The following is a 26,048-nucleotide window of genomic DNA, read 5'->3' on the forward strand; positions in this document are numbered from 1 at the left end:
GACAAGCTTTCGGGCGCGTCCCGCATTTGTTTTTGACGCGGTTTCGTGGAAATTATTACAATGCCCGAGACGTCAAAAATTTTGTAGAAAAAAGAGGGAAAAGCACGCAGATGTTGAATATGTAGAGGAAGCATCCCTTTTCGCAGATTTTTCATCGACCAATGGGAGGTGCCACCGGTTGAGTAGCAGTGATCTCATCGTCAGCCTAGACATCGGAACCTCTAAGGTTCGGGTGATCATCGGGGAAATGAGCAACGGAGCCATGAATATCATCGGCGTCGGATCGGCGGATTCCGATGGCATCCGCAAAGGCGCCATTGTCGATATCGATCAGACCGTTCAATCCATTCGCAACGCCGTGGATCATGCCGAACGGATGGTCGGCATTTCGATCGGCGAGGTATACGTCGGCATCGCCGGCAACCATATTTCGCTCCAGAGCAATCATGGCGTCGTCGCCGTCTCCAACGAAGACCGGGAGATCGGCGAGGAAGATATCGAACGTGTGCTGCAGGCCGCCAAGGTCGTCGCCCTGCCGCCCGAACGCGAGATCATCGGGCTTTTGCCCAAGCAGTTTCTCGTGGACGGGCTGTCCGGCATCCAAGACCCGCGCGGGATGATCGGCGTCCGCCTCGAGGTGGAATGCACGATCATCACCGGCACGAAGGCCGCCGTACATAATTTGATGCGCTGCGTCGAAAAGGCGGGCCTGCGCATATCCGGCATCGTGCTGATGTCGCTGGCTTCGGGCATGATGGCGCTCACGAAGGACGAGAAGCAAATGGGCACGGTGCTCGCCGATATCGGCGCGGGGTCCACGACGCTCGCGATCTTCGAGGGCGGCAGTCTCGTCGCCGTTTCGACGCTGCCGATCGGCGGCGATTACGTGACGAGCGACATCTGCTACGGCTTGAAGACGCAGACGGAGCACGCCGAAAAGATCAAGCTGAAGTACGGCTGCGCCCGCGTGGACGAAGCGGCGGACGATCTGAAGTTCAAGGTGATGCGCGTCGGCAGCAACGTGGAGAAGGAATTCTCCCAGCTCGAGCTGGCGAACATCATCGAGCCTCGCATGCAAGAGATCTTCCATATGATCAGGCAAGAAGTCAAGCGGCTGGGGTACCTGGACAAGCTGAACGGCTACGTCCTGACGGGCGGATCCGTCTCGATGCCAAGCGTCCTGTCGCTGGCGCAAATCGAGCTCGAATCGAACGTGAGGATCGCGGTGCCCGACTTCATCGGCGTGAGGGATCCGTCCTTCAGCAGCGGGGTCGGCATGATCCAGTACGTCACCAAATACGTTCGAACCCGCGGCGCGCCCGTTTCCAAGCGTCCGGCGAAGAGCAAAGCGGCTTCCGGCGCGGCGCCGTCCAAACCGGGCGTCATGGAGTGGTTTAAGAACATGTTCAAAGAGTTCATTTAAGCCGCTGCTGACGACGAGCCACCCAGCGAAGCGAGGAGGAGTATTGAGATATGTTGGAATTTGATTTTGAAATGGAACCGCTCGCGAAAATCAAAGTCATCGGAGTCGGTGGCGGCGGCAGCAACGCGGTAAACCGCATGATCGAGAACGGCGTGAAAGGCGTCGAATTCATCACCGTCAACACCGACGCCCAGGCGCTGCAGCTGACGAAGTCGGAGCAGAAGCTCCAGATCGGGGACAAGCTGACGCGCGGTCTCGGCGCCGGCGCGAACCCGGACGTCGGCAAGAAGGCCGCCGAGGAATCCCGCGAAGGCATCATGAACTCGCTGAAGGGCGCGGACATGGTGTTCGTCACCGCAGGGATGGGCGGCGGCACGGGGACGGGCGCGGCGCCGGTCATCGCCGAGCTCGCCAAGGAATGCGGCGCCCTCACGGTGGGCGTCGTTACGCGTCCCTTCACGTTCGAAGGACGCAAGCGCTCCAGCCAGGCCGAGCTGGGCATCGAGGCGCTGAAGGAGAAGGTCGACACCCTCATCGTCATTCCGAATGACCGCCTGCTCGAAATCGTCGACAAGAAAACCCCGATGATGGAGGCGTTCCGCGAAGCGGACAACGTCCTCCGCCAGGCCGTTCAGGGCATCTCCGACCTGATCGCGGTGCCGGGTCTGATCAACCTCGACTTCGCGGACGTGAAGACGATCATGACGGAGCGCGGGTCCGCGCTGATGGGCATCGGCGTCGCGTCCGGCGAGAACCGCGCGATGGACGCTGCCCGCAAGGCGATCATGAGCCCCCTGCTCGAGACGTCGATCGAGGGCGCGCGAGGCATCATCATGAACATCACGGGCGGCTCGAACCTGAGCTTGTTCGAGGTGAACGAGGCGGCCGAGATCGTCATCTCCGCGTCCGATCCCGAAGTGAACATGATCTTCGGCGCAAGCATCGACGACAGCATGAAGGATGACATCAAAGTCACCGTCATCGCGACCGGCTTCGAGCATAAGGCGCCGACCCGTCGTCCGATGTCGCCTCAGGCCCAGAATTCCAGCCAGGCGCAAACGCAGGCAGAGCACCAGCCTGAACCGCGTTCGGCCGGCGGCAATCTGCGTCCTTTCGGCAGCAACACGCCGTCCAGCGATCAACTGGACATTCCCGCGTTCCTGCGCAATCGCCCGCGCGGCGACCGCTGACGGCCAGCCGCGATGCGGCTTCCGGGCCGATCCGCGGACCGTACCGGATCCGAACGCACCACCGCGACCGTCCAGGCTTCCCGCCTGACGGTCTTTTTTTGGTTCGCCGGCGGTCCGGGGCGAAGGAAATCGCTCCGGCGTGTCGAAAGCAATCTGCCATAAGAAGCACGATTCATCGGCCTGCTGCCAGAGGTGCAACATGTCCAAGTTGTCCAACCCGTATCGTTCCTTCACTTTGCTGCTGGCCGGCTTTGTCGTCATCTTCGGCATCGCACTGTCTTACGCGGCCTACGTCCTCATCTCCCAGCAGATCGTCCGCGATACGAGCGATGTGACGCGAAGCGCGGTCGAACGGCACTTCTCCGTTCTCCCGCAGCTGAGCGGCATCTTCGGCTCCGGTGCCGCGCCGGACGGCGGCGGCACCTCGATGGATGGGGGACAGGCGAAGTCCGGCGAGCATGCAGCACATCACGGCAGGGACGACGGTTCGTCGGCGAGCGACGGCCGCACGGCGAAGGGTGCCGCGACGGATGCGGACCACGAAGCGCTGAAGCAGATCGTCCGCATGCATTTCGATCTGTATCAGATTCACGAGGTGCAGATGTACGATCGCAGCGGGATCGTCCAATTCAGCTACGATCGTGCCCTGCTCCATTCGGAGGTCGATGCTGCCGACCGTTCCGCCTTCGAGCGGGCGCTCGCTCGAGACGAACTGATTTCGGAAAAGCAAGGCGATTATCTCAAGCTTTGGATTCCGATCGCCGGCGGAGACGGACGGGTCGTCGGGATCGTCGAGGCATCGCGAGACTGGACGGCCCAGCAAGCGAACATCCTGCGCATCAGCATGACGATGGCAGCTTTGACGGCGGCGGGGATGCTCGCGCTGTTTTTCGGCCTCCGCCAGCTGTTCGTCCGTTCCTCCCGCACGATCGGACGCCAGCACCGGGAGCGCGGCGATCTGCTCGAGCGCATTAGCCGAACCTACGACGAGTCCCTGCACGCGCTCAGCAGCGCGCTCGACAGCCGGGACAACGAGACGCAAGGCCATTCCTACCGGGTCACCGCCTACTCGTGGCTGCTCGGCCGGGAGCTCGGCATGAACAGCGAACAGCTCGAGACGCTGATTCGCGGAGCGCTGCTGCATGACGTCGGCAAGATCGGCATCCCGGACGCCATCCTGCGCAAAGAAGGGCCGCTAGACGACATGGAATGGGCGATCATGCGTACGCACGTCAGCATGGGCGTCCACATGCTGGAGCACATCGATTTTCTGAAGCCGGCGCTGGAGATCGTCCGCTATCACCACGAGCGCTGGGACGGCCGCGGGTATCCGGCCGGCATCGGCGGCGAGTCGATTCCCCTCAAGGCACGCATTTTCGCCATTTGCGATTCTTATGACGCGATGACGTCGGACCGGCCGTACCGGTCCGCGCGCACGCACGAGGAGGCCATCGCAGAGCTGCGCCGATGCGCGGGCACGCAGTTTTGCCCAACTTGCATCGAGGCGTTCGAGCGGCTGCCCAAGGAAAAGCTCGAGAAAGTGCGGCATTTATCCCAACAGGACATGCGGAACGTCTCGATCGAGCAATTTTTGCCCCAAGTGGGGTAGCCGGGAAAGCCCATTTCATATCTCGCCATGCCGCAGTGCGACAAAGCCGCCGGGACGTCCCGGCGGCTTTGTCGTATGCTGGCGCGCTCCGCCCAAAGTCCCTGTTCGGCGCCAGGCGGGCTCGACAAAAAAACTATCGGAAGGCCGGCAAGTTTAGACAGACTCCGAAAATCAAACGGATTATACTGGGTTCAATCCATTCCGGGAGCGTCAGAACAGCCGGCGGAGCCGCCCTCGGCGGCGCTGTCGGCTCGATCGGAGACGATCGGAGAGGAAGCGCGAACGAGGGAACCCGGCCCGCCGCGTTTCGAGGCGGAAGGAAGCGATCGGCATGACGGTGTACGTGGATTTGGTGTTCCTGTCCAACTTGGCGATGGACGCCGCGGTGCTGCTGGCGACCGCCAAGGTGCGCAGGCTTCGGCCGGCGAAGCGGCGTATCGCCGCGTCGGCGACGCTCGGAGCGGTCTACGCGGCGGCCATGTTCGTGGCCGAAGTGCCGTACCTCTATTCGCTCGGCGCCAAGATGGCCGTCTCCGTTGCGATGGTGCTTCTGGCCTTCGGCTACGGCGGCCCGCTTCGTTTCGCCCGCCATCTGGGCTCCTTTTATTTGGCGAGCTTCGCGGCGCTGGGCGGGGTGATCGGCCTTTCCTCGCTGCTGAAGTACGCGGGCTCCCCTTGGACGCTCATGGAGGCGACGAGCGGAGGCGGCATCGCGGTTTCCTTTCAGATGTCCGCGGCGCTGTTCGCCGTCACCGCGGCGATGGCGATCTGGCTCTATCGGGGCGAGCAGACAAGCGTCCAAAGCCAGGAACGGCTGGAGGCGCTGCTCGCGGAAGTCGCCGTGCGCATTGACGGACAAGTTTGGCACTGCAAGGGGCTTGTGGATACCGGCAACCGTCTCTACGATCCGCTGACGCGCATACCCGTCATGATTGTGGAGGCGGCCGTCTGGCGGGAGCAGCTGCCGCCCGGATGGGCCGACCGGCTGCGGGAGGAGCCGGCGGACCGGCTCGTCTCCGAGCTGGACCCGTCGGCGCCGGGCGGCTTCGCCTGGAGCGATCGGCTTCGCCTTGTGCCTTATCGCGGGGTAAACGGCACGACAAAGCTGATGCTGGCCGTCAAGCCGGACGCGGTGGAGATCGCCGTTTCGGGCGGCGATCCCTTGACCCACCGACGGGTGCTGATCGGCCTGGACGGCGGGACGCTTTCCGCCGAAGGCGCTTACCGCGCCATCGTGCACGCCGATTTGACCTTTGCCGGCGAACAGGCGTCGGCGCCATCCCAGACCGCATGACAGGAGGTTGTCGAATTGCTCGTAAAATGGAAGCTGATGTACCAGCTGACGCTCTATCGCCTGCTGTTCTGGTTTGGATGGAAGAGCGAGGAAGTGTACTACATCGGGGGCAGCGAGGCGCTGCCGCCCCCGCTCACGCGCGAGGAAGAGGAGTATCTGCTCGAACGGCTGCCCTCCGGGGACTCGGCGATCCGGGCGATGCTCATCGAGCGCAATCTGCGGCTGGTCGTCTACATTGCCCGAAAGTTCGAGAATACCGGCATCCATATCGAAGATTTGGTCTCGATCGGCGCGATCGGCTTGATCAAAGCCGTCAATACGTTCGATCCGGAGAAAAAAATCAAGCTGGCGACGTATGCTTCCAGGTGCATCGAGAACGAGATTCTCATGTATTTGCGCCGCAACAGCAAAACCCGCACCGAAGTGAGCTTCGACGAGCCGCTCAACATCGATTGGGACGGTAACGAGCTGCTGCTCTCCGATGTGCTCGGCACGGAAAACGATACGATCTACCGCAACATCGAGGAGCAAGTGGATCGCAAGCTGCTGCACAAGGCGCTCGACAAGCTGACCGACCGCGAGCGGACGATCATGGAGCTGCGGTTCGGCCTGGCCGACGGCGAAGAGAAAACCCAAAAGGACGTTGCAGACCTGCTGGGCATTTCCCAATCGTACATTTCTCGTCTGGAGAAGCGGATCATCAAGCGACTTCGGAAAGAGTTCAATAAAATGGTTTGATCGGCAACGGGAGTTCAGACCGGAATAAAAACCCCTCCCCCGGAGATACTTTACATTAACGCTGCTCCCCGGGAGGGAAAATACACCTTGACCCGCAACAAAGTGGAGATTTGTGGAGTGGACACCTCAAAGCTGCCCGTCCTCACCAACGCCGAAATGAGGGAATTGTTCCTCGCTCTGCAAACCCGCGGTGAACTCGAAGCCCGGGAAAAACTCGTGAATGGCAACCTGCGCCTCGTGCTCAGCGTGATCCAGCGGTTCAACAACCGCGGAGAGTATGTTGACGACCTGTTCCAGGTCGGATGCATCGGCCTTATGAAAGCCATCGACAATTTCGATCTGGGTCAGAACGTTCGTTTCTCCACGTACGCGGTGCCGATGATCATCGGGGAGATTCGCCGCTATTTGCGGGACAACAATCCGATCCGCGTCTCGCGCAGCCTGCGGGACATCGCGTACAAGGCGCTGCAGGTGCGCGACCAGCTGACGAACCAGCATTCCCGCGAGCCGACGATCCTCGAGATCTCCCAGGTGCTGAACGTGCCCAAGGAGGACATCGTGTTCGCGCTCGACGCGATCCAGGATCCCGTGTCGCTGTTCGAGCCGATCTATCACGACGGAGGCGACCCGATCTACGTGATGGATCAGATCAGCGACGAGCGGAACAAAGACATCCAATGGATCGAGGAAATCGCGCTTCGCGAGGCGATGCGCAAGCTGAACGACCGCGAGAAGATGATTCTGTCCATGCGCTTCTTCGAAGGCAAGACGCAGATGGAGGTCGCCGACGAGATCGGCATCTCCCAAGCCCAGGTGTCCCGGCTCGAGAAGTCGGCCATCCAGCAGATGCAAAAGCACGTGAAGACATAGCCGCCCGCGGGCGGCGGGTGACAGGCCGGGAGCGATCCCGGCCTGTTTTGGCGCGTCCGGCGAAGGAAACCCGGGTCGGGATCGATGCCGGGCCTTCGGCACCGGGAAAGGCGGGGGAGCGATAGGCTTGGCGGACGCGGAAGACAAGGGCGCGGGCAACTTTTGAAGGCATGGCTCATATAGTGAAGTAACGGCATGTTGGGCGATCGTACCGACCGCCGACTGCGGAAAGGCGGGGGCGCCGATCATGAAAATATCCGATTTTCAAACGAAGGACGTCATCAATATCGTCGATGGCAAAAAGCTTGGGCAGGTGAGCGATCTGGAGCTCGATTTGCGGCAAGGGAGAATCGACTCGATCGTCGTGCCGACGGTCGGGCGGCTGTTCGGCATGTTCGGCGGGGGAACGGACGTCGTCATCCCGTGGCGCAATATCGTCAAGATCGGCGCGGACGTAGTGCTCGTCCGGCTGGACGACGCCAGGGTTTACCGGACGGAAGACGCGGAAGGGGCGTCCCGCTAGGGAAGGGCCGCCGATTCCGGCGCAGGGTCCGCGAGCGAGAAAACGGGCGAGAGGCCGCTTTCCCGCCGGCAGCGGGCGTGATACACTGGGGGGCGGAGGTGGAACGATGGAACCATTCGCACCGCAAACCCCGATGCCCCCGGCATCCGGCCAAGCCGGACTGCTGCATCTTGCCCCCTGGGCTTCGTTCGCCGGCCTGACCGCCGGCTTTACATCCCGCCATGGCGGCTTTAGCGAAGCGCCCTGGCGGAGCCTGAACACGGCGCTGCACGTCGGCGACGCCGACGACGCCGTCGTTCGCAACCGCCGCCTGGTGGCGGAAACGCTCGGCTGGACATTCGAGGCTTGGACTTGCGCCGAGCAGGTGCACGGGGCGCGCGTTCACGTCGTCCGTGAGACCGACCGCGGCGCGGGCAAGATGAGCCGCGACGCGGCGATCCGGGACGCCGACGCGCTCGTGACCGACGAGCCGGACGTCCTGCTCGCGATGTTTTTCGCCGATTGCGTGCCGCTCTATTTTTACGATCCGCGCCGCGGCGCGCTGGGTCTTGCCCACGCGGGCTGGAAAGGCACCGTGAAGGACGTCGCCGGCGAGACCGTCCGGACGATGGCCGCCGTGTACGGCACCGATCCGGCCGATCTGCACGCGGCAATCGGACCCTCGATCGGCGCATGCTGCTACGAAGTGGACGAAGCGGTCCTGACGCACGTTCGGCAGATCGCGGCGGATGGCGACGGACGCTTCTATACCGGGCGCGACGAAGGCAAGGCGAACCTCGACTTGAAAGAAATCAACCGACATCTTATGATAAAAGCAGGAATTTTGCCGAGTCGCATCGAAATGTCAACTTGGTGCACGAGCTGTCGAACCGACTTGTTTTTCTCCCACCGCAAGGAACGGGGACAAGCCGGTCGAATGATGAGCTGGCTGGGTAAGAGAAATTGAGGTGAGCGTTGCCGTGACATTGGCGGAACGGATGCAAGACGTGGAACGAAGGCTGGACGCCGCCTGCGCGCGAGCGGGCCGCCGCCGAGAGGACGTGAAGATTGTCGCCGTCACGAAGTACGTGTCGGCGGCGATCGCGCGCCGGGTCGTCGAGGCGGGCTGCCGGCATATCGGAGAGAACCGATGGCCCGCCGCCGAGGCCAAGTGGCGTCTCCTGGAGGGACAAGCCGTCTTTCACTATATCGGATCGCTGCAGACGAACAAGGTCAAGGAAGTGGTCGGGCGGTTCGATTACATCCATTCGGTCGACCGATGGTCGCTGGCGACGGAGATACATAAACGCGCGGCGGCGCTCGGGATCGTCGTTCCCGTCTTCTTCCAGGTGAACGTGTCCGGGGAGGACTCGAAGCACGGGCTGCCTCCCGCGGAGCTGGCCGCCTTCGCGGAGGAGGCGCGCGGCCTGACCGGCATCCGTCCGGTGGGGCTGATGACAATGGCGCCCTTCGAAGCGCAGGCGGAGGACACGCGGCCGGTTTTCCGCGAGCTTCGACGCCTCCGGGACGAGCTGAACGGCCGGGCGATCTTGCCGCAGCCGCTGACGGAGCTGTCGATGGGCATGTCGAACGATTTCGAGGTCGCCGTCGAAGAAGGCGCGACTTGGATACGTCTAGGAACGGTGTTAGTCGGGAAAGAAGATAACGGGTCATCGGAGGGATTGAGATGAGCGTCATGAACCGATTTCTGAACTACCTGGGGCTCCAGGAAGAGGAAGAAGCGAATCGCCGCGAGCCGATGGGCATCGAGGACGAACCGGAAGTTGAAACCACTCCGTTCGAAGCGCGTAAACCTATGGGAAAGAATAATATCGTGAGCATTCATTCGCAGAAAAACGCCCGCGTTGTACTGACCGAGCCGAAAACGTACGACAACGAGGCGCAGGAGATCGCGGACCACCTGAAGTCGCGCCGCTCGGTCGTCGTCAATTTGCAGCGCGTCCGCCGCGACCAGGCGATCCGCATGGTCGATTTTCTGAGCGGGACGGTTTACGCCCTTGGCGGCCATATCTCCAAGCTGGGCCCGAACATTTTTCTTTGTACCCCGGACTCCGTTGAAATTTCGGGCTCGATATCGGAACTGTTAGCGGAGGAAGCCGAATATCCGAAGATGAGGTGACTTTCGCATTGGCACAAGTAATTCAATATCTCTGGTACGTAGAGACCGTGTACAACTGGCTTATCATTATCTACATTCTCATGTCTTGGCTGCCGAACGTCCGAGAGAGCTTCGTCGGCGAGCTGCTGGGCAAGCTGGTCGAACCGTATCTGAGGCCGTTCCGCCGCCTGATCCCGCCGATCGGAGGCATTCTGGACATCTCCCCGATCATCGCGCTGTTCGCGCTGTTTTACGTGTTCAAGGGGATCGAGACCGTGCTGCTCTTTTTCGCGGACATGTGACCACCGAAAGGAACGACTATGGCACGCAACGATATTTACGCGCATTTCCATCCCGACGAAAAATCTTTCGTGGACCGCGCCTGGGAATGGGTCGAGCGGGCCGCCGAGCTGCACGAGCTTCGGCGGACCGACTTTCTCGATCCGCGCCAGGCGCATATTTTGTTTAGCCTCGCGAATCGTCATCCCGACGCCGCCATCCGGCTGGACGGCGGATACGCGGTCGCGGAGCGGAAGCGGGCGCTCGTGGCGCCGGACTACCGGCCGCTGGAGGAGGAAGACCTCGGCATCGCCGTCCTCGAGATCGCCTCGGACGACCGCCGGATCTCCGAACTGGATCACGGCGACTACCTGGGCGCGCTGCTGGGGCTCGGCATCAAGCGCGACAAGATCGGCGACCTGCACGTGAGCGAGAGCGGCTGCCACGTGCTGATCGCCGAGGACATCGGAAGCTTCCTGAACGCCCATCTGCGCCAGGCCCACCGGATTGAGGTGACGGCCGCGGTACGGCCGCTGTCCGAGCTGCGGGAGGTGCCTGTCCGGCTCGAGGAGTCGACGATCTCGGTCGCCTCCATGCGGCTGGACGGCATCGCGAGCGACGTGCTCCGGGTCAGCCGGGCGAAGATCATGGATCCGATCCGCGCCGGCCGCTGCCGGGTCAATTGGAAGACGGTGGAGGATCCGTCCGTCTCGCTCCGCGCGGGCGACGTCGTTTCGTTCAAGGGCTTCGGCCGCTTTCGGGTGATCGAGGCCGAAGGGGTGTCGAAAAGCGGCAGAATCCGTCTGAAGATTGGCAAATATGTGTAGACGCCGAGAAGGAATTCCGCATCTTTCGTCGAAATGAGTGAGGGAGCAGCCTTACATACGGACTCTATGCCACAGGAGGTAACCCAATGCCACTCACGCCATTGGACATCCATAACAAGGAATTCGGAAGACGTCTGCGCGGATACGACGAAGACGAAGTGAACGAATTTCTCGACCAAATCATCAAAGACTACGAAGCGATGATCCGCGAGAACAAGGATCTGCAAAACCAGCTCCAGGCGATGCAGGAGAAGCTGGGGCACTTCGCCAATATCGAAGAGACGCTGAGCAAGACGATCATCGTCGCCCAGGAAGCGGCCGACGAGCTGAAAGGCAACGCGAAAAAGGAAGCCCAGCTCATCGTCAAGGAAGCGGAGAAAAACGCCGACCGCATCATCAACGAGTCGCTCTCCAAGTCCCGCAAAATCGCGCTCGAGGTCGAAGAGCTGAAGAAGCAGGCGTCGATCTACCGCGCCCGCTTCCGCACGCTGGTGGAGACGCAGCTCGATCTGCTGAACCAGGACGGCTGGGAAAAGCTCGAGACGGCCGCCGTCGGCGCCCGCGAGCTCGAATAGCGTCGCATGATCGGCCGCAACCCGGCGGGGGAGCCGGCGGCGGCCGCGGCGTCCATTTGACAAAAAGGCCGCCAACCCGTATAACTGGAATATATGCGCATCAAGTCGAAGACGGGAACCCGGAGCGGGTGGTTCCATCCCAGAGAGTTGGCGGCCGCTGCGAGCCAACGTTGGACCCCGCCGAGCATCGTCCCCGAGACGCTCTCCGAACGCCCCGTGCCCCAGCGGCCCAAGGGTGAGTAGGCCGAGCCGGTCCGTTCCCCCGTTACGGGAACCTCGAAGGATGTCCAGCTGCTTCGCAGCCCGGCATCGTTCGTCTTGAGCGCCAACGTCCTCCGTCGAGGAGCCGTGGGCGGAACAAGGGTGGTACCGCGAGCGAGTCTCGCCCCTTTTGGGGGCGGGCTTTTTTTATTTTCACGAGAGAGACCGAAAGGATGAGGATCATATGCGTCGCGTCGACGTCAAAGAGAAGGCGCGCAGCCGCGAGCTGCGGGTGCTGGAGCAATGGAAGAAGGAGGATACGTTCAAGCGGTCGATCGACAACCGCGCCGGACGGCCAAGCTTCGTCTTTTACGAAGGGCCGCCTACGGCGAATGGCAAGCCGCACATCGGGCACGTTCTCGGCCGGGTCATCAAGGATTTCGTCAGCCGCTACAAGACGATGTCGGGCTACCAAGTCATCCGCAAGGCCGGCTGGGACACGCACGGCTTGCCGGTCGAGCTCGGGGTCGAAAAGCAGCTTGGCATCTCGGGCAAGCAGGAGATCGAAAAGTACGGCGTCGAGCCGTTCGTCCGCAAGTGCAAGGAGAGCGTCTTCGAATACGAGCGGCAGTGGCGTGAGCTGACCGAAGCGATCGCTTACTGGACCGATCTGGACGATCCGTACATCACGCTCGACAACCGCTATATCGAGAGCGTCTGGAACATCCTCGCGACGATCCACGACAAAGGGCTGCTCTACCGCGGCCACCGGGTCAGCCCATACTGCCCGGACTGCCAGACGACGCTCAGCTCGCACGAGGTGGCTCAAGGCTACGAAGACGTGAAGGATCTGACCGCTACGGCGAAGTTCAAGCTGACGGACAGCGGCGAGTACGTGCTCGCCTGGACGACGACGCCTTGGACGCTGCCGGCGAACGTGGCGCTTGCGGTCCATCCGGACATCGACTACATCCGGGCGCGCCAGAACGGCGAGACGTACATCGTCGCCGGCACGCTGGCGGATCAGGTGCTGAAGGGCGAGTACGAGAAGCTGGGCACGGTTAAGGGCCGCGACCTCGTCGGCCTCACGTACGAACCGGTGCTCCCGTATGTCCGCGTCGAAGGCGCCTACCGCGTCATCGACGCCGATTACGTCAGCGACGCGAGCGGGACGGGCATCGTCCACATCGCGCCGGCGCACGGCGAAGACGACTACCGCGTCTCGCGCCAGCACGGCATCCCGATGCTGATGGTCGTGAACAACGCCGGCCGCTACGTCGACGAGGTCACGGATCTCGCCGGACGCTTCGTCAAGGACTGCGACGTCGACATCGTCAAGATGCTGTCCGAGCGCGGCCTGCTGTACCACAAGGAACGGCACGAGCACAGCTATCCGTTCTGCTGGCGCTGCAAAACGCCGCTGCTCTACTATGCGACGGAGAGCTGGTTCATCGAGACGACGGCGGTCAAGGATCAGCTGATCGCGAACAACAAGACGGTGGCATGGTATCCGGAGCATCTGCGCGACGGCCGCTTCGGCAAATTCCTCGAAGACCTGGTGGACTGGAACATCAGCCGCAACCGCTACTGGGGCACGCCGCTGAACGTGTGGGTGTGCGAAGACTGCGGCACGCAGAAGGCGCCGCACAGCCACGCGGAGATGCGGGCGCTCGCGGTGGGCGACGTGCCGGAGGATCTCGAGCTGCACAAGCCGTACGTGGACGACGTGAAGCTGCGCTGCGGCTGCGGCGGCATCATGAACCGCACGTCCGAGGTGATCGACGTCTGGTTCGACAGCGGATCGATGCCGTTCGCCCAGTATCATTATCCGTTCGGCGACAAGGCGAAGTTCGAAGCGCAATATCCGGCCGACTTCATCTGCGAAGGCGTCGACCAGACGCGCGGCTGGTTCTACAGCCTGCTGGCCGTCTCGACGCTGTTCAACGGCAAAGCGCCCTACAAGTCGGTCATCTCGACGGGCCACGTGCTTGACGAGAACGGGCAGAAGATGAGCAAATCCAAGGGCAACGTCATCGATCCGTGGGACATCATCGAGGAGTTCGGCACGGACGCGTTCCGCTGGGCGCTGCTTTCGGACAGCGCGCCGTGGAACAGCAAACGCTTCTCGAAGGGCATCGTCGGCGAAGCGAAGTCCAAAGTCGTCGATACGCTCGTCAACTCTCACGCGTTCTACGCGCTGTACGCTTCGATCGACGGGTTCGACCCGGCGGCGCATCCGGCGGCAGACGCGGCCGGCAAGCTGGACCGGTGGATCCTGTCGCGGCTGAATTCGCTCGTCGCGGACGTCGTTCGCGGCCTCGACGCGAACGACTTCCTCAATCCGGCCAAGGCGATCGAGACGTTCGTCGACGAGCTGTCGAACTGGTACGTCCGCCGTTCGCGCGACCGCTTCTGGGGAAGCGGGCTGACGGACGACAAGATCGCGGCCTATCACACGCTGCGCGAAGTGCTGCTCACGCTGTCCCGCCTGATCGCGCCGTATTTGCCGCTGCTCGCCGAGGACATTTACGGCAATTTGGGCGGCGAAGGCAGCGTACATCTGACGGATTATCCGAAGGCCGACGCGGGCGCGATCGACGCCGCCCTCGAGCGTGACATGGAGACGGCGCGCAATATCGTCGAGCTCGCCCGCAACGTGCGCAACGAAACCGGCATCAAGACGCGCCAACCGCTTTCCGAGCTGCTCGTCTCGCTCGGCGGCGAATTCGCGGCGGCCGATTACGAGGACATCATTAAGGAGGAGCTGAACGTGAAGCGGATCACGCTCGTCACCGAGGACAGCGACTTCGTCGACTATACGCTGAAGCTAAACCTGAAGCTCGCGGGGAAAAAGTACGGCAAGCACGTCGGTCCGATCCAGGGCGCGCTGAAGGGTCTGACGGCCGAGCAAGCGAACCGCGTCGTCGGCGAAGGCGTCTTCGCCGTCGCGGCGGCGGACGGCGAGTCGCTGCAAATCCCGCTGGACGAACTGCTGGTCGAGAAGCAGGCCAAGCCGGGCTTCGCGTCGGCTTCCGGCAGCGGCGTGACGGTGGCGCTCAACACGGAAATCACGCCCGAGCTCGAGCAGGAGGGGCTCGTCAGAGAAGTGATCCGGGCCGTTCAGGACACGCGCAAAAAGCTCGATCTGCCGATCGAGCGACGGGTGGATCTCGTGCTGGACGTCGACGCCGAGACGGAAGCCGCGCTGCGCGCGTTCGACGACGTGCTGCGCGAGAACGTGCTCGTCAAGGACGTCTCGTTCGGCCGGACCGAACGCACCGAGTCGGTCCAGGCCGGCGACAAGACGATCGGCCTCGCCATCGTCGCGGACTGAGCGCGGCAAGACTGCGGCCCGGCCGGAAGGCATAATGTGGCCGCGTTCGGAGCAAACCAATAAGAGCAAGCAGGAGCAAACGAGTCTGGTCCTGGAGGAACGCCGCGATGCGGCGCCCGCCTGCGGCAGGCTCGTTTTGCATCTGAACGGAGGGCGAGCGGATGAGCGAACGAGACGATGCGGGCGAACGGGCGCCCAAGCCGGCGACGCGCGCCAGCCTCGCGGCGGAAGCGAGCGCCATGCGGCGCACGCTGGACGTCCTGACCGCGAGGCTGGAGCGGCTGGCGAAGGAGATGGAGAAGGCGCAATTGAGAGACTATGTCAACCTGATGAACCGGCCTTTGCAGCTCATCTGGCGCAACGTGCTGGCCGGGCTGTCGCGAGGCATCGGCATCGCGCTCGGCTTTACTTTTTTCGCGGCGACGATCGTGTGGCTGCTGCAGCTGCTCGGCGCCTTGAACTTGCCCGTCGTCGGCGACTATATCGCCGATATCGTTCGGATTGTCCAGCGGCAGCTGGAAATCAACCCATACTGAATCTGCTCAGTCATCGGTCCACTCGTCGGGCTCGAGAAGCGGATCCCCTTCGCGGTGGGACAGGTAGCGATGGTAAGCGCGGTTGCGGACGACGCTGACGTCGTGGCCCGTAATGTCGGTGGCCAGGAAACTCTCGATGGGCTCGACGAACCCTTCGTTCTCGTCGGCCTCGACCGACAGATTGCCGTAATCGTCGATGTCGTTGCCTTCCGCCATCGCCGGCGTGACGGAGTTGCCCCAAGACTCGACGATCTGCCAGGCATCCTCGCCGTCGAAGCCGTTTTGATCGTCCCGTTCGTCCAGGCTCGTGCGCCCGAACGGCGGATTCAGAAATTCCTCCTCGATCGGCCGGCTGCGCGTTTCCTCCTGCATCGGCTCGTGTTCCCGGCAGTAGATGGCCGTAGGCATCGCCTCGAGCCGCTCGGCCGGGATGAAGCTGCCGCAAGCCGCGCAGCGACCGTATTCGCCGGACGCCATGCGTGCCAGCGCCGCTTCGATCCGCTCCAAGCGGAACGCTTCGCGCTCCAACAGGGCAAGGTCTTTGCTCCGCTCGTACATCTCGGTGCCGGCGTCGCCCGGATGATTGTCGATCGCGGACAGGTCGCCCGTCTCGTCGCGGTAGCTGTTCGCCAGCCCGTAGTGATCGTTGTCCTGCGTACGCCGCTCGAGCTCGTGCTTTTCCGCCAGCAGGCGGTTGCGCAACGCTTCGATTCGTTGATCGGTCAAGGGGAGGGTCATCGCGTCCGCTCCTTTGCAAAGGTGGTGGCATCCCGCGCGCCTTGGGAGCGCGCGTCCGCGCCAATGTACATAGTGTACGCCGGGAGGGGGCGTTTTACGTAGGCAGGAAGTCGGGCAAGTCTGGCCGGTTTGTCGATTTCTGGTGCGTTTAGGTTGGACGCCCCGCGAACCGTTATGTTAAAATCATCAAGCAGGATTATTCGGGGAAAGGGCGGCATGCCTTCCATGCAACGACGTCGAATCGGAATTTGGGTCTACTATGCGATCGCGGCCATCGTCTTTGCGATCGATTATGTCACGAAGAAGATCATCGAGCACAATCTGGAGCTCTACGAGCAGATCAAGGTGATCGGCAATTTCTTCCTCATTACGTATATCCACAATCGGGGCGCGGCCTTCGGCATTTTGCAAGAGCAGCGTTTATTTTTCCTGCTGATCACGGTTATCGTCGTCTCGGGCATCATCTGGTACATGCAGCGATCCTACCGCAAAGGGAAAGGCTTGGTGCTGATCGCGCTCGGGCTCGTGCTGGGCGGGGCGCTGGGCAACTTCCTGGACCGGGCGATTTACGGCCAAGTGGTCGACTTCATGCAATTTAACTTCGGCAGCTACATGTTCCCGATTTTCAACGCCGCGGATTCCGCCATCGTGGTGGGCGTCGCGTTGATTATTCTGGATTCGCTGTTCGATTCGAAACGGGAGAATAAGCATCATGACCAAGAACAAGATCGACGAGATGAACAGCTTGCCTGAAGCGGACAAGCTGACCGCCATCGCGGCCGAGGAGGCGGACGATCCGGCAGAGGAGGAGACGCTGTCGTGGACGGTGGCCGAAGAGCAGACCGGACAGCGCGTCGACAAGTTCGTGACGGAGCGGGCGGCGGACGCGGCTTCGTCTCGATCGCAGATCCAAGATTGGATTCGCGACGGCTACGTCACCGTGAACGGCCAGTCGGTGAAGCCGAACGCCAAGCTGCAGGCCGGGATGACCGTCGAAGTGCGCGTCCCGGAGCCCGAGCCGGTCGAGGCGCAGCCGGAGAACATCCCGCTCGACATCGTCTACGAGGACAGCGACGTCATCGTCATCAACAAGCCGCGAGGGCTCGTCGTCCATCCGGCGGCGGGGCATGCGCGCGGCACGGTGGTGAACGCGCTGTTGTATCATTGCCGGGATCTGTCCGGCATCAACGGCGTCCTCCGTCCTGGCATCGTGCACCGGATCGACAAGGACACGTCCGGCCTGTTGATGGCCGCCAAGAACGACCTGGCGCACGCCTCGCTGGCCGAGCAGCTCAAGGCGCACACCGTCACCCGGCGCTATTTGGCCCTCGTCTACGGCAACGTACCCCACGACCGGGGGACGATCGACGCGCCGATCGGGCGGGATTCGAACGACCGCAAGCTGTTTACCGTCACCGACAAAGGGAGCAAACGGGCCGTCACCCACTTCTCGGTCGTCGAGCGGTTCGGCGATTACACGCTCGTCGAGCTGAAGCTCGAGACCGGCCGGACGCACCAGATCCGCGTCCACATGAAGTACATCGGGCATACGCTCGTGGGCGATCCGTTCTACGGCGGACGCAGCGGCAGAACGCTCGGCATGGCGGGGCAGGCGCTCCATGCGGGCGTGCTCGGCTTCGATCATCCGCGCTCGGGAGAGCGGCTGGAATTCGGCGCCCCGCTGCCGGCGGACATGAAGCATGCGCTTTATATGCTCCGTTCGCGATAAGGGATTTGGCTTCGGAAGGCTCTTCGGATCATGCGATCCGAGGAGCCTTTTTGCCGTTCGGACGGGTGCTGCTTGTTTCTGCAAATGTTCGGCGGAATAGTCCATGGCGGCGATTTCGCGCTTGAGGCATAGTAAGAGCGTGAACCCGTGTCGGTTTGTCCGGCGTCAACCGGAACCGCACGGCATGGCTTTTCGCGACCGGCTTTCCCCAAGCCCAATCCCCTACCCAAGGAGTGTCAAACCGTGAGCGTCGAACAATATCAAAACACCTTCATTCAACAGCAATTCGCGAACCGCATCGGCGGCGCGAACTATGGCAAGGATACGAATATTTACAAATTCGAAAAAATCAAGCGCGCCAAAGCGGCGGCCCGTGCCGCCTTCCCGGACATCGAACTGATCGATCTCGGCGTAGGCGAGCCCGACGAGATGGCCGACGCCGGCATCGTCGCCAAGCTGGCCGAAGAAGCGGCCAAGCCGGAAAACCGGGGCTATGCGGACAACGGCATCGCCGAGTTCAAAACAGCCGCCGCGCAGTACCTGAAGGATGTCTTCTCCGTCGACGGCATCGACCCGACGATCGAGATCGTGCATTCCATCGGCTCCAAGCCGGCGCTCGCCATGATGCCGACGGCGTTCATCAACCCGGGCGACGTGACGATCATGACCGTGCCGGGCTACCCGATCATGGGGACGCACACGAAATACCTCGGCGGCGAAGTGTACAACGTCAAGCTGACGAAGGAAAACGACTTCCTGCCGGATATTGCCTCGATCCCGGAGGACATCGCGAAGCGCGCTAAGCTGCTCTACCTGAACTACCCGAACAACCCGACCGGTGCCGCCGCGACCGTCGCCTTCTTCGCGGAAGTCGTCGAATGGGCGAAAAAATACGAAGTCGTCGTCGTTCATGACGCGCCATATGCCGCGCTGACCTACGACGGCGTAAAGCCGCTGAGCTTTTTGTCCGTGCCGGGCGCGAAGGACGTGGGGGTCGAACTCCACTCGCTGTCCAAGTCGTACAACATGACCGGCTGGCGGATCGGCTTCGTCGCCGGCAATCCGCTGATCGTCAAAGCGTTCAGCGACGTGAAGGACAACAACGACTCCGGCCAGTTCATCGCCATCCAGAAGGCGGCTGCCTACGGCTTGGCGAATCCGGCCATCACGGAAGCGATCGCGGCCAAATACTCCCGCCGCCACGACATGCTCGTCGCCGCGCTGAACGAGATCGGCTTCAAGGCCGAGAAGCCGAAAGGCTCGTTCTTCCTGTACGTCGAAGCGCCGAAGGGCATCAAGGGTGGACTGCGGTTCAACTCCGGCGAGGATTTCTCGCAGTTCCTGATCCGCGAAAAGCTGATCTCCTCCGTGCCGTGGGACGACGCCGGCTCGTTCGTCCGCTTCTCCGTGACGTTTATCGCCGCGGGCGAAGCCGAAGAGCGCCGCGTCATCGACGAGATCAAGCGCCGCCTGACCGACGTCGAATTCGAATTTTAAACTCGCGCGCCCTTATTGACAGGGCATGTCGAAAGTGCGATAATTTCAATTAATGAACTGGTTACCTTTAATTCAGTCCCGTGAGACTGTCAAGGTGGCGCGTATCGTACGACCCGGTTCAGCCCTGCCCGGCGGCACGTCTGTTTGACGACGCCAGGTTGTCCGGCTGTGCGGGTATCGGAGCGACTATGACCTCCTTGCGTCTGACGCAAGGAGGTTTTTTGATGCCGTCTTTCGGAACAGGAGGGGTCGGTATGCAGGAATCCGGCAACATCATTATGGACGAATCGGCGATCCGACGGGCGCTGACGCGCATCGCGCACGAGATCGTCGAGAAGAACAAAGGAATCGAAGGCTGCGCGATCGTCGGCATCCGCACGCGAGGCATTTACCTCGCCCGCCGGATCGCGGACCGTATCCGCGACATCGAGGGCAAGCCCATCCGGGCCTGCGAGCTCGATATCACCCGCTACCGCGACGATCGTCCCATCGACGAACGGTCGCTCGAAGGCATCGTGTGCAGCGACGGAGAGGGCTCGTTCGACGTTCGGGACAAGCGCATCATCCTGTTCGACGACGTGCTCTATACGGGTCGGACGATCCGCGCCGCCATGGACGCGCTGATGGACTGCGGCAGGCCGCAGTCGATCCAGCTCGCCGTGCTGGTCGACCGGGGGCATCGGGAGCTGCCGATCCGCCCGGACTACGTCGGCAAAAACGTGCCCACCTCGAGGCACGAGCAGATCGAAGTTTCGCTCCGCGAGATCGACGAGGCGGACTGCGTGACGATTCTCCACCCGCGCGAAGCGGAAGTGGAAGTGGAAGTATAACCTTCAGGCCAAGACAACCAGGAGCTGCGGCATTTGACGGAACAAGAGGAGGAACAATCGCCCGTGACAACATGGATACTGAACGGCCTGACGGTCAACCCCGAATCCGGGGAGACGGAGAAAAAACATCTGCGTATCGAAAACGGCGCGGTGGCGGAATGGACGGACGGTGCGGTCCTGCCCGATACGGCAGGCGCGCAGGTGATCGACGCCGCCGGCAAGCTCGTATCGGCCGGCCTCATCGACATGCACGTCCATTTGCGCGAACCGGGCTTCGAACATAAGGAAACGATCGCGACCGGTACGCAATCGGCGGCCAAAGGCGGCTTCACCACGATCGCCTGCATGCCGAACACCCGGCCGGTCATCGATACGCCGGACACGGTGAAGCTGGTGCTGGACAAGGCCGCCGCCGAAGGCGCGGTGCGCGTCCTCCCGTATGCGGCGATTACGAAAAACGAGCTCGGCCGCGAGCTGACCGACTTCGCCGCGCTGAAGGAAGCGGGGGCGATCGGCTTCACGGACGACGGCGTCGGCGTGCAGAACGCGCAGATGATGAAAAACGCGATGGCGCTGGCCCACTCGCTCGGCATGCCGGTCATCGCGCACTGCGAGGACGACTCGCTGGTCGAAGGCGCCGCCGTGACCGACGGAGCGTTCGCCCGCAAACACGGGCTGAAGGGCATCCCGAACGAGTCGGAGGCGATCCACGTCGGCCGCGACATCCTGCTGTCCGAGGCGACGGGCGTGCACTACCACGTCTGCCACGTCAGCACGGAGCAGTCGATCCGCCTGATCCGGCTCGGCAAGTCGATCGGCGTCAACGTCACCTCCGAAGTGTGTCCGCACCACCTGCTGCTGTCGGACGAGGACATCCCCGATTCGATGGACGCCAACTGGAAAATGAACCCGCCCCTGCGCGCGCCCCGCGACGTAGAGGCTTGCATCCGGGCGCTGGAGGAAGGGACGATCGACATCATCGTCACCGACCACGCGCCGCACAGCGAAGAAGAGAAGGCCCGCGGCATGGAGCGTGCGCCCTTCGGTATCGTCGGCTTCGAGACGGCGTTTCCGCTGCTCTACACGAAGTTCGTCAAGACCGGCCGCTGGACGCTCGATTTCCTCCTTCGCCGCATGACGAGCGACCCCGCCCGCGTATTCGGCCTGCCGACCGGCAAGCTGACGCCCGGCGCGCCCGCAGACATCGTCCTGATCGATCTGGAGCGCGAGCGGGAAGTAACGCCCGAGACATTCCTGACCAAAGGCCGCAACACCCCGTTCGCCGGCTGGAAGCTGTTCGGGTGGCCCGCGCTGACGATGGTCGGCGGCAAGGTCGTCTGGACCGAAGAGAACGGCATCAACTAACGACTGAGGAGTGATTCGGATGCAAGCGAGACTTTTACTGGAAGACGGCACGCTGTTCACGGGCCGGTCCTTCGGCGCGGACGGCGCGTCGATCGGCGAGGTCGTGTTCAATACCGGGATCACCGGATACCAAGAGGTGCTTTCCGATCCGTCCTACTGCGGACAGATCGTTACGATGACATTCCCGCTCATCGGCAATTACGGCATTAACCGCGACGACTTCGAAGCCGTTCGCCCCTATATCCACGGATTTGTGGTACGCCGCCACGAGGAAGTGCCGAGCAACTGGAGAGCGCAATATACGCTGGACCATCTGTTGAAGGAGTTCGGCATCCTCGGCATCAGCGAGATCGATACGCGCATGCTGACCCGGATTTTGCGCCAGCACGGCACGATGAAAGGCGTCCTGACGACGGGCAACGAGCTCGTCGAAGAGCTGCAGGAGCGCCTCGGCGCGACCCCGCTGCTGCGCGACCAAGTGGCTCGCACGTCGACGAAGAGCGTCTTCTCGAGCCCGGGCGCCAAAGAGCGCATCGTGCTGATCGACTACGGCGCGAAAAGCGGCATCCTGCGCGAGCTGACGCAGCGCGGCTGCGACGTCGTCGTCGTCCCGCAGGACACGACGGCCGACGAGATTCGCCGGCTGCATCCGGACGGCATCCAGCTTTCCAACGGCCCTGGCGACCCCAAGGACGTGCCTCACGCCGTCGAGACGATCCGCCAGCTGCTCGGCGAGTATCCGATTTTCGGCATCTGCCTCGGACACCAGTTGTTCGCCCTCGCCTGCGGCGCAGACACGGATAAGCTGAAGTTCGGCCACCGCGGCGGCAACCATCCGGTCAAGGAGCTCGAAACCGGCCGTTGCTACATCACATCGCAGAACCACGGCTACACGGTGAAGGAAGACTCGATCAAGGGGACCGACCTGACCGTCACCCACATCAACAACAACGACAAAACGATCGAAGGCCTGAAACATAACAAATACCCGGCTTTCACGGTCCAATACCATCCGGAAGCGGCGCCGGGCCCGTTCGACAACAGCTATCTGTTCGACCGGTTCCTGGAGATGATCCGCGAGCACAAGCTGGCGAATCCCGGACGTCCGCGCCAAGCCCAACTGTCGGAGACGCTGAGAGGAGAGCTGCAGTATGCCCAGAAATAAAGACCTCAAAAAAATTCTCGTCATCGGCTCCGGCCCGATCGTCATCGGCCAAGCGGCGGAATTCGACTACGCCGGCACGCAAGCTTGCCAAGCCCTGAAGGAAGAGGGCCTTGAAGTCGTCCTGATCAACAGCAACCCGGCCACCATCATGACGGATACGAACATGGCCGACAAAGTGTATATCGAGCCGATCAACCTTGAGTTCGTCTCCCAGATCATCCGCCAGGAGCGTCCGGACGGACTGCTGCCGACGCTGGGCGGCCAGACCGGCCTGAACATGGCCGTCGAGCTGGCGCGCGCCGGCGTGCTGGAGGCCGAAGGCGTCAAGCTGCTCGGCACCCAGCTGACGGCGATCGAGAAGGCGGAAGACCGTGACCTGTTCCGCGATTTGATGCGGGAGCTGGAGCAGCCGGTGCCGGAGAGCGTCATCGTCACGACGGTGCAGGAATCCGTCGACTTCGCGAGCGAGATCGGATACCCGGTCATCGTACGCCCGGCGTACACGCTGGGCGGCACGGGCGGCGGCATCGCGGGCAGCGAAGAGGAGCTGCGCGAGATCGTGGCCAACGGCCTGCGCTACAGTCCGATCGGCCAGTGCCTGATCGAAAAGTCGATCGCCGGCATGAAGGAAGTCGAATATGAAGTGATGCGCGACGCGAACGACAACTGCATCGTCGTCTGCAACATGGAGAACTTCGACCCGGTCGGCGTCCATACCGGCGACAGCATCGTCGTGGCGCCCAGCCAGACGCTGTCCGACCGCGAGTACCAGATGCTGCGCTCGGCGTCGCTGAAGATCATCCGCGCGCTGAACATCGAAGGCGGCTGCAACGTGCAGTTCGCGCTCGATCCGCAAAGCTATCAATATTACGTCATCGAAGTTAACCCGCGGGTAAGCCGCTCTTCGGCGCTCGCTTCCAAGGCGACGGGTTATCCGATCGCGAAGATGGCGGCCAAAATCGCCATCGGCTATACGCTTGACGAGATCGTTAACCCGGTAACGGGACAAACCTACGCTTGCTTCGAGCCGACGCTGGACTACATCGTCTCGAAGAGCCCGCGCTGGCCGTTCGACAAGTTCACCGACGCGAACCGGAAGCTCGGCACGCAGATGAAGGCGACCGGCGAAGTGATGGCGATCGGACGGACGTTCGAGGAGTCGATCCACAAAGCGGTTCGTTCGCTCGAGATCGGCTTGCATCGCCTGCTTCTGAAGGGCGCGGAAGAACTGGACGACGAGACGCTGACCAGCCGCCTGGCAAAAGCCGACGACGAGCGGCTGTTCCTGATCGCCGAAGCGTTCCGCCGCGGTTGGACGCTGCAGCACATCCAGGATACGACGAGCATCGACTGGTGGTTCCTGGACAAGATCGAGCGGATCGTCCGCTTCGAGGACGTCATCCGGCGCGAACCCGGCCTGACGCAAGAGACGCTGTACCAGGCCAAGCGCATGGGCTTCACCGACCGCGCGATCGCCGAGCTTCGCCGCGAAGGCCAGGGCGCGAGCGCCGCGCTGACGATCGAGGGCGACGTGCGCAAATACCGTCTGGACCAAGGCTTGAAGCCGGTCTACAAGATGGTCGACACGTGCGCGGCCGAGTTCGAGGCGACGACCCCTTATTACTACTCGACGTACGAGACGGAAAACGAAGTGCTCCCGAGCAAGAAGGAGAAAATCATCGTGCTCGGCTCCGGTCCGATCCGCATCGGCCAGGGCATCGAGTTCGATTACTCCACGGTGCACGCCGTCTGGGCGCTTCGCAACGCCGGCTACGAAGCCGTCATCATCAACAACAATCCGGAGACGGTATCGACCGACTTCAACACGTCGGACCGCCTCTACTTCGAACCGCTCTTCTTCGAAGACGTCATGAACGTCATCGAGCAGGAGCAGCCGCTCGGCGTCATCGTGCAATTCGGCGGGCAGACGGCGATCAACCTGGCGGGACCGCTGGCGCGTGCCGGCGTCCGCATCCTGGGCACTTCGCTCGAGAGCATCGACGAAGCCGAGGACCGCAAAAAGTTCGAAGCGCTGCTGCGCAAGCTGAACATTCCGCAGCCGAAAGGCAGCACGGTAACGTCCGTCGAGGAAGCGGTCGGCACGGCCCAATCGCTCGGCTATCCGGTGCTCGTCCGTCCTTCGTACGTCCTCGGCGGCCGCGCGATGGAGATCGTGTACTCCGACGAAGAGCTGCTCGCCTACATGCAGGTGGCCGTGAAGATCAACCCGGAGCATCCGGTGCTGATCGACCGCTACATGCTCGGCAAGGAGATCGAAGTCGATGCGATCTGCGACGGGGAAACGGTGCTCATCCCGGGCATCATGGAGCACGTCGAGCGCGCCGGGGTCCACTCGGGCGACTCGATCGCGGTTTATCCGCCGCAATCGCTGTCGGGCGACGTGAAGCAGCAGGCGATCGACATCACCGTCCGCATCGCCAAGGAGCTGAAGACGATCGGCCTCGTGAACATCCAGTTCGTCGTCTGGCAGGATCAAGTGTACGTCATCGAAGTCAACCCGCGCTCTTCGCGTACGGTGCCGTTCCTGTCCAAGGTTACGAACATTCCGATGGCGAATCTGGCGACCCAGGCGATCCTCGGCGTCAAGCTGGCGGATCTGGGCTATCAGGACGGCCTGTGGCCGGAGGACGAGTACGTCTCCGTCAAGGTGCCGGTCTTCTCCTTCGCCAAGCTGCGCCGCGTCGATCCGACGCTGACCCCGGAGATGAAGTCGACGGGCGAGGTCATGGGCCGCGACCGCCACTTCGCCAAGGCGCTGTTCAAGGGCCTCATCGGCTCCGGCATGAAGATTCCGCAGTCCGGCGCGATCATCGCGACGGTCGCCGACAAGGACAAGGCCGAAGCGATCGAAATTCTCAAAGGCTTCTACAATTTGGGCTACAAGCTCATCGCCACCGGCGGCACCGCGGACGCCATCGAGCAAGCGGGCATGCGCGTCAAGCGGGTGAACAAGCTGAGCGAGGGCTCGCCCAACATCGTCGACCTGATCCGGACCGGCAAAGCCCAATTCGTCGTCAACACGCTGACGAAGGGCAAGACGCCGGAGCGGGACGGCTTCCGCATCCGCCGCGAAGCGGTCGAGAACGGCGTCGTCTGCCTGACGTCGCTCGACACGGTCAGCGCGCTGCTGCACATGCTGCAGGCGCTCCGGTTCTCCAGCGAGCCGATGCCGGCATTCCAAGCGTAAGGCGTATATGGCCCGGTCC

Annotated in this window: 23 protein-coding genes; 22 read left to right on the forward strand and 1 reads right to left on the reverse strand. The window is 62.4% G+C overall.

The genetic code is table 11. The features are described 5' to 3' along the window. Nucleotides 1–178: 178 nt before the first annotated feature. From ftsA to LKX83_RS07320, 15 genes are all read left to right on the forward strand, one after another. Nucleotides 179–1,423: a cell division protein FtsA gene (gene ftsA, locus LKX83_RS07250; RefSeq protein WP_227881509.1), complete on the forward strand. Its 1,245-nt coding sequence runs from the start codon at nt 179–181 to the stop codon at nt 1,421–1,423. 50 nt (nt 1,424–1,473) lie between these two features. After that, nucleotides 1,474–2,613, forward strand: coding sequence for a cell division protein FtsZ (gene ftsZ, locus LKX83_RS07255; RefSeq protein WP_227881510.1), 1,140 nt, complete (start codon nt 1,474–1,476; stop codon nt 2,611–2,613). 199 nt (nt 2,614–2,812) lie between these two features. Further along, nucleotides 2,813–4,222 carry an HD-GYP domain-containing protein gene (locus LKX83_RS07260; protein WP_227881511.1) on the forward strand — a complete coding sequence of 470 codons (1,410 nt, stop codon included), beginning with the start codon at nt 2,813–2,815 and terminating at the stop codon, nt 4,220–4,222. A 331-nt stretch (nt 4,223–4,553) separates the two neighbouring features. Further along, a complete protein-coding gene (spoIIGA, locus tag LKX83_RS07265; RefSeq protein WP_227881512.1) occupies nt 4,554–5,516 on the forward strand; it encodes a sigma-E processing peptidase SpoIIGA in 963 nt (320 codons plus the stop codon). A gap of 15 nt (nt 5,517–5,531) precedes the next feature. Beyond that, complete coding sequence (sigE, locus tag LKX83_RS07270) at nt 5,532–6,254, forward strand: RNA polymerase sporulation sigma factor SigE (RefSeq protein ID WP_227881513.1); 723 nt, start codon at nt 5,532–5,534, stop codon at nt 6,252–6,254. Between the two features lie 87 nt (nt 6,255–6,341). Beyond that, nucleotides 6,342–7,124, forward strand: coding sequence for an RNA polymerase sporulation sigma factor SigG (gene sigG, locus LKX83_RS07275; RefSeq protein ID WP_227881514.1), 783 nt, complete (start codon nt 6,342–6,344; stop codon nt 7,122–7,124). Between the two features lie 247 nt (nt 7,125–7,371). Next, nucleotides 7,372–7,647, forward strand: a complete 276-nt coding sequence (locus tag LKX83_RS07280; RefSeq protein WP_227881515.1) for a YlmC/YmxH family sporulation protein — start codon at nt 7,372–7,374, stop codon at nt 7,645–7,647. Between the two features lie 106 nt (nt 7,648–7,753). Continuing rightward, on the forward strand, nt 7,754–8,593 hold the full coding sequence (gene pgeF, locus LKX83_RS07285; protein ID WP_227881516.1) for a peptidoglycan editing factor PgeF: 840 nt from the start codon (nt 7,754–7,756) through the stop codon (nt 8,591–8,593). A gap of 31 nt (nt 8,594–8,624) precedes the next feature. After that, complete coding sequence (locus tag LKX83_RS07290) at nt 8,625–9,317, forward strand: YggS family pyridoxal phosphate-dependent enzyme (protein WP_255654388.1); 693 nt, start codon at nt 8,625–8,627, stop codon at nt 9,315–9,317. Next, complete coding sequence (locus LKX83_RS07295; protein WP_227881518.1) at nt 9,314–9,766, forward strand: cell division protein SepF; 453 nt, start codon at nt 9,314–9,316, stop codon at nt 9,764–9,766. Before LKX83_RS07290 ends, LKX83_RS07295 begins: the two co-directional genes overlap by 4 nt. An 8-nt stretch (nt 9,767–9,774) precedes the next feature. Continuing rightward, nucleotides 9,775–10,047 (forward strand): YggT family protein, encoded by a 273-nt coding sequence (locus LKX83_RS07300; RefSeq protein ID WP_227881519.1) that lies wholly within the window; start codon nt 9,775–9,777, stop codon nt 10,045–10,047. 18 nt (nt 10,048–10,065) lie between these two features. Continuing rightward, nucleotides 10,066–10,851 (forward strand): YlmH family RNA-binding protein, encoded by a 786-nt coding sequence (locus LKX83_RS07305; protein ID WP_227881520.1) that lies wholly within the window; start codon nt 10,066–10,068, stop codon nt 10,849–10,851. An 86-nt stretch (nt 10,852–10,937) separates the two neighbouring features. Beyond that, the gene (locus LKX83_RS07310; protein ID WP_227881521.1) at nt 10,938–11,426 is read left to right on the forward strand and encodes a DivIVA domain-containing protein; all 489 of its coding nucleotides are present in this window, start codon (nt 10,938–10,940) and stop codon (nt 11,424–11,426) included. A gap of 445 nt (nt 11,427–11,871) precedes the next feature. Beyond that, nucleotides 11,872–14,961 (forward strand): isoleucine--tRNA ligase, encoded by a 3,090-nt coding sequence (gene ileS, locus LKX83_RS07315; RefSeq protein ID WP_227881522.1) that lies wholly within the window; start codon nt 11,872–11,874, stop codon nt 14,959–14,961. Between the two features lie 161 nt (nt 14,962–15,122). Beyond that, nucleotides 15,123–15,497 carry a DUF5665 domain-containing protein gene (locus tag LKX83_RS07320; protein WP_370639040.1) on the forward strand — a complete coding sequence of 125 codons (375 nt, stop codon included), beginning with the start codon at nt 15,123–15,125 and terminating at the stop codon, nt 15,495–15,497. Nucleotides 15,498–15,503: 6 nt separating this feature from the next. Here LKX83_RS07320 and LKX83_RS07325 read toward each other — a convergent pair whose 3' ends face one another. Next, nucleotides 15,504–16,235, reverse strand: coding sequence for a TraR/DksA C4-type zinc finger protein (locus LKX83_RS07325; RefSeq protein WP_227881523.1), 732 nt, complete (start codon nt 16,233–16,235; stop codon nt 15,504–15,506). Between the two features lie 225 nt (nt 16,236–16,460). On the opposite strand from LKX83_RS07325, the gene lspA reads away from it, so the two are divergent. The 7 genes from lspA to carB all read left to right on the forward strand — a co-directional run bounded on the left by lspA (nt 16,461) and on the right by carB (nt 26,029). Continuing rightward, entirely contained in the window at nt 16,461–16,988 is a 528-nt protein-coding gene (gene lspA / locus LKX83_RS07330) for a signal peptidase II (protein WP_227881524.1), read from the forward strand. After that, nucleotides 16,972–17,964, forward strand: a complete 993-nt coding sequence (locus tag LKX83_RS07335) for an RluA family pseudouridine synthase (protein WP_370639047.1) — start codon at nt 16,972–16,974, stop codon at nt 17,962–17,964. Before lspA ends, LKX83_RS07335 begins: the two co-directional genes overlap by 17 nt. A 243-nt stretch (nt 17,965–18,207) precedes the next feature. Continuing rightward, nucleotides 18,208–19,461, forward strand: coding sequence for an LL-diaminopimelate aminotransferase (locus tag LKX83_RS07340; protein WP_227881526.1), 1,254 nt, complete (start codon nt 18,208–18,210; stop codon nt 19,459–19,461). Between the two features lie 254 nt (nt 19,462–19,715). Beyond that, entirely contained in the window at nt 19,716–20,291 is a 576-nt protein-coding gene (gene pyrR, locus LKX83_RS07345) for a bifunctional pyr operon transcriptional regulator/uracil phosphoribosyltransferase PyrR (RefSeq protein WP_227881527.1), read from the forward strand. A 63-nt stretch (nt 20,292–20,354) separates the two neighbouring features. Further along, nucleotides 20,355–21,656 (forward strand): dihydroorotase, encoded by a 1,302-nt coding sequence (locus tag LKX83_RS07350; RefSeq protein ID WP_227881528.1) that lies wholly within the window; start codon nt 20,355–20,357, stop codon nt 21,654–21,656. A gap of 19 nt (nt 21,657–21,675) precedes the next feature. Then, nucleotides 21,676–22,821, forward strand: coding sequence for a carbamoyl phosphate synthase small subunit (locus LKX83_RS07355; RefSeq protein WP_227881529.1), 1,146 nt, complete (start codon nt 21,676–21,678; stop codon nt 22,819–22,821). Next, complete coding sequence (carB, locus tag LKX83_RS07360; protein WP_227881530.1) at nt 22,808–26,029, forward strand: carbamoyl-phosphate synthase large subunit; 3,222 nt, start codon at nt 22,808–22,810, stop codon at nt 26,027–26,029. Before LKX83_RS07355 ends, carB begins: the two co-directional genes overlap by 14 nt. Nucleotides 26,030–26,048 lie beyond the last annotated feature (19 nt).

The sequence above is a fragment of the Cohnella baijiui genome (genome assembly GCF_020731285.1).
In the GTDB taxonomy this organism is placed as follows: Bacteria; Bacillota; Bacilli; order Paenibacillales; family Paenibacillaceae; genus Cohnella.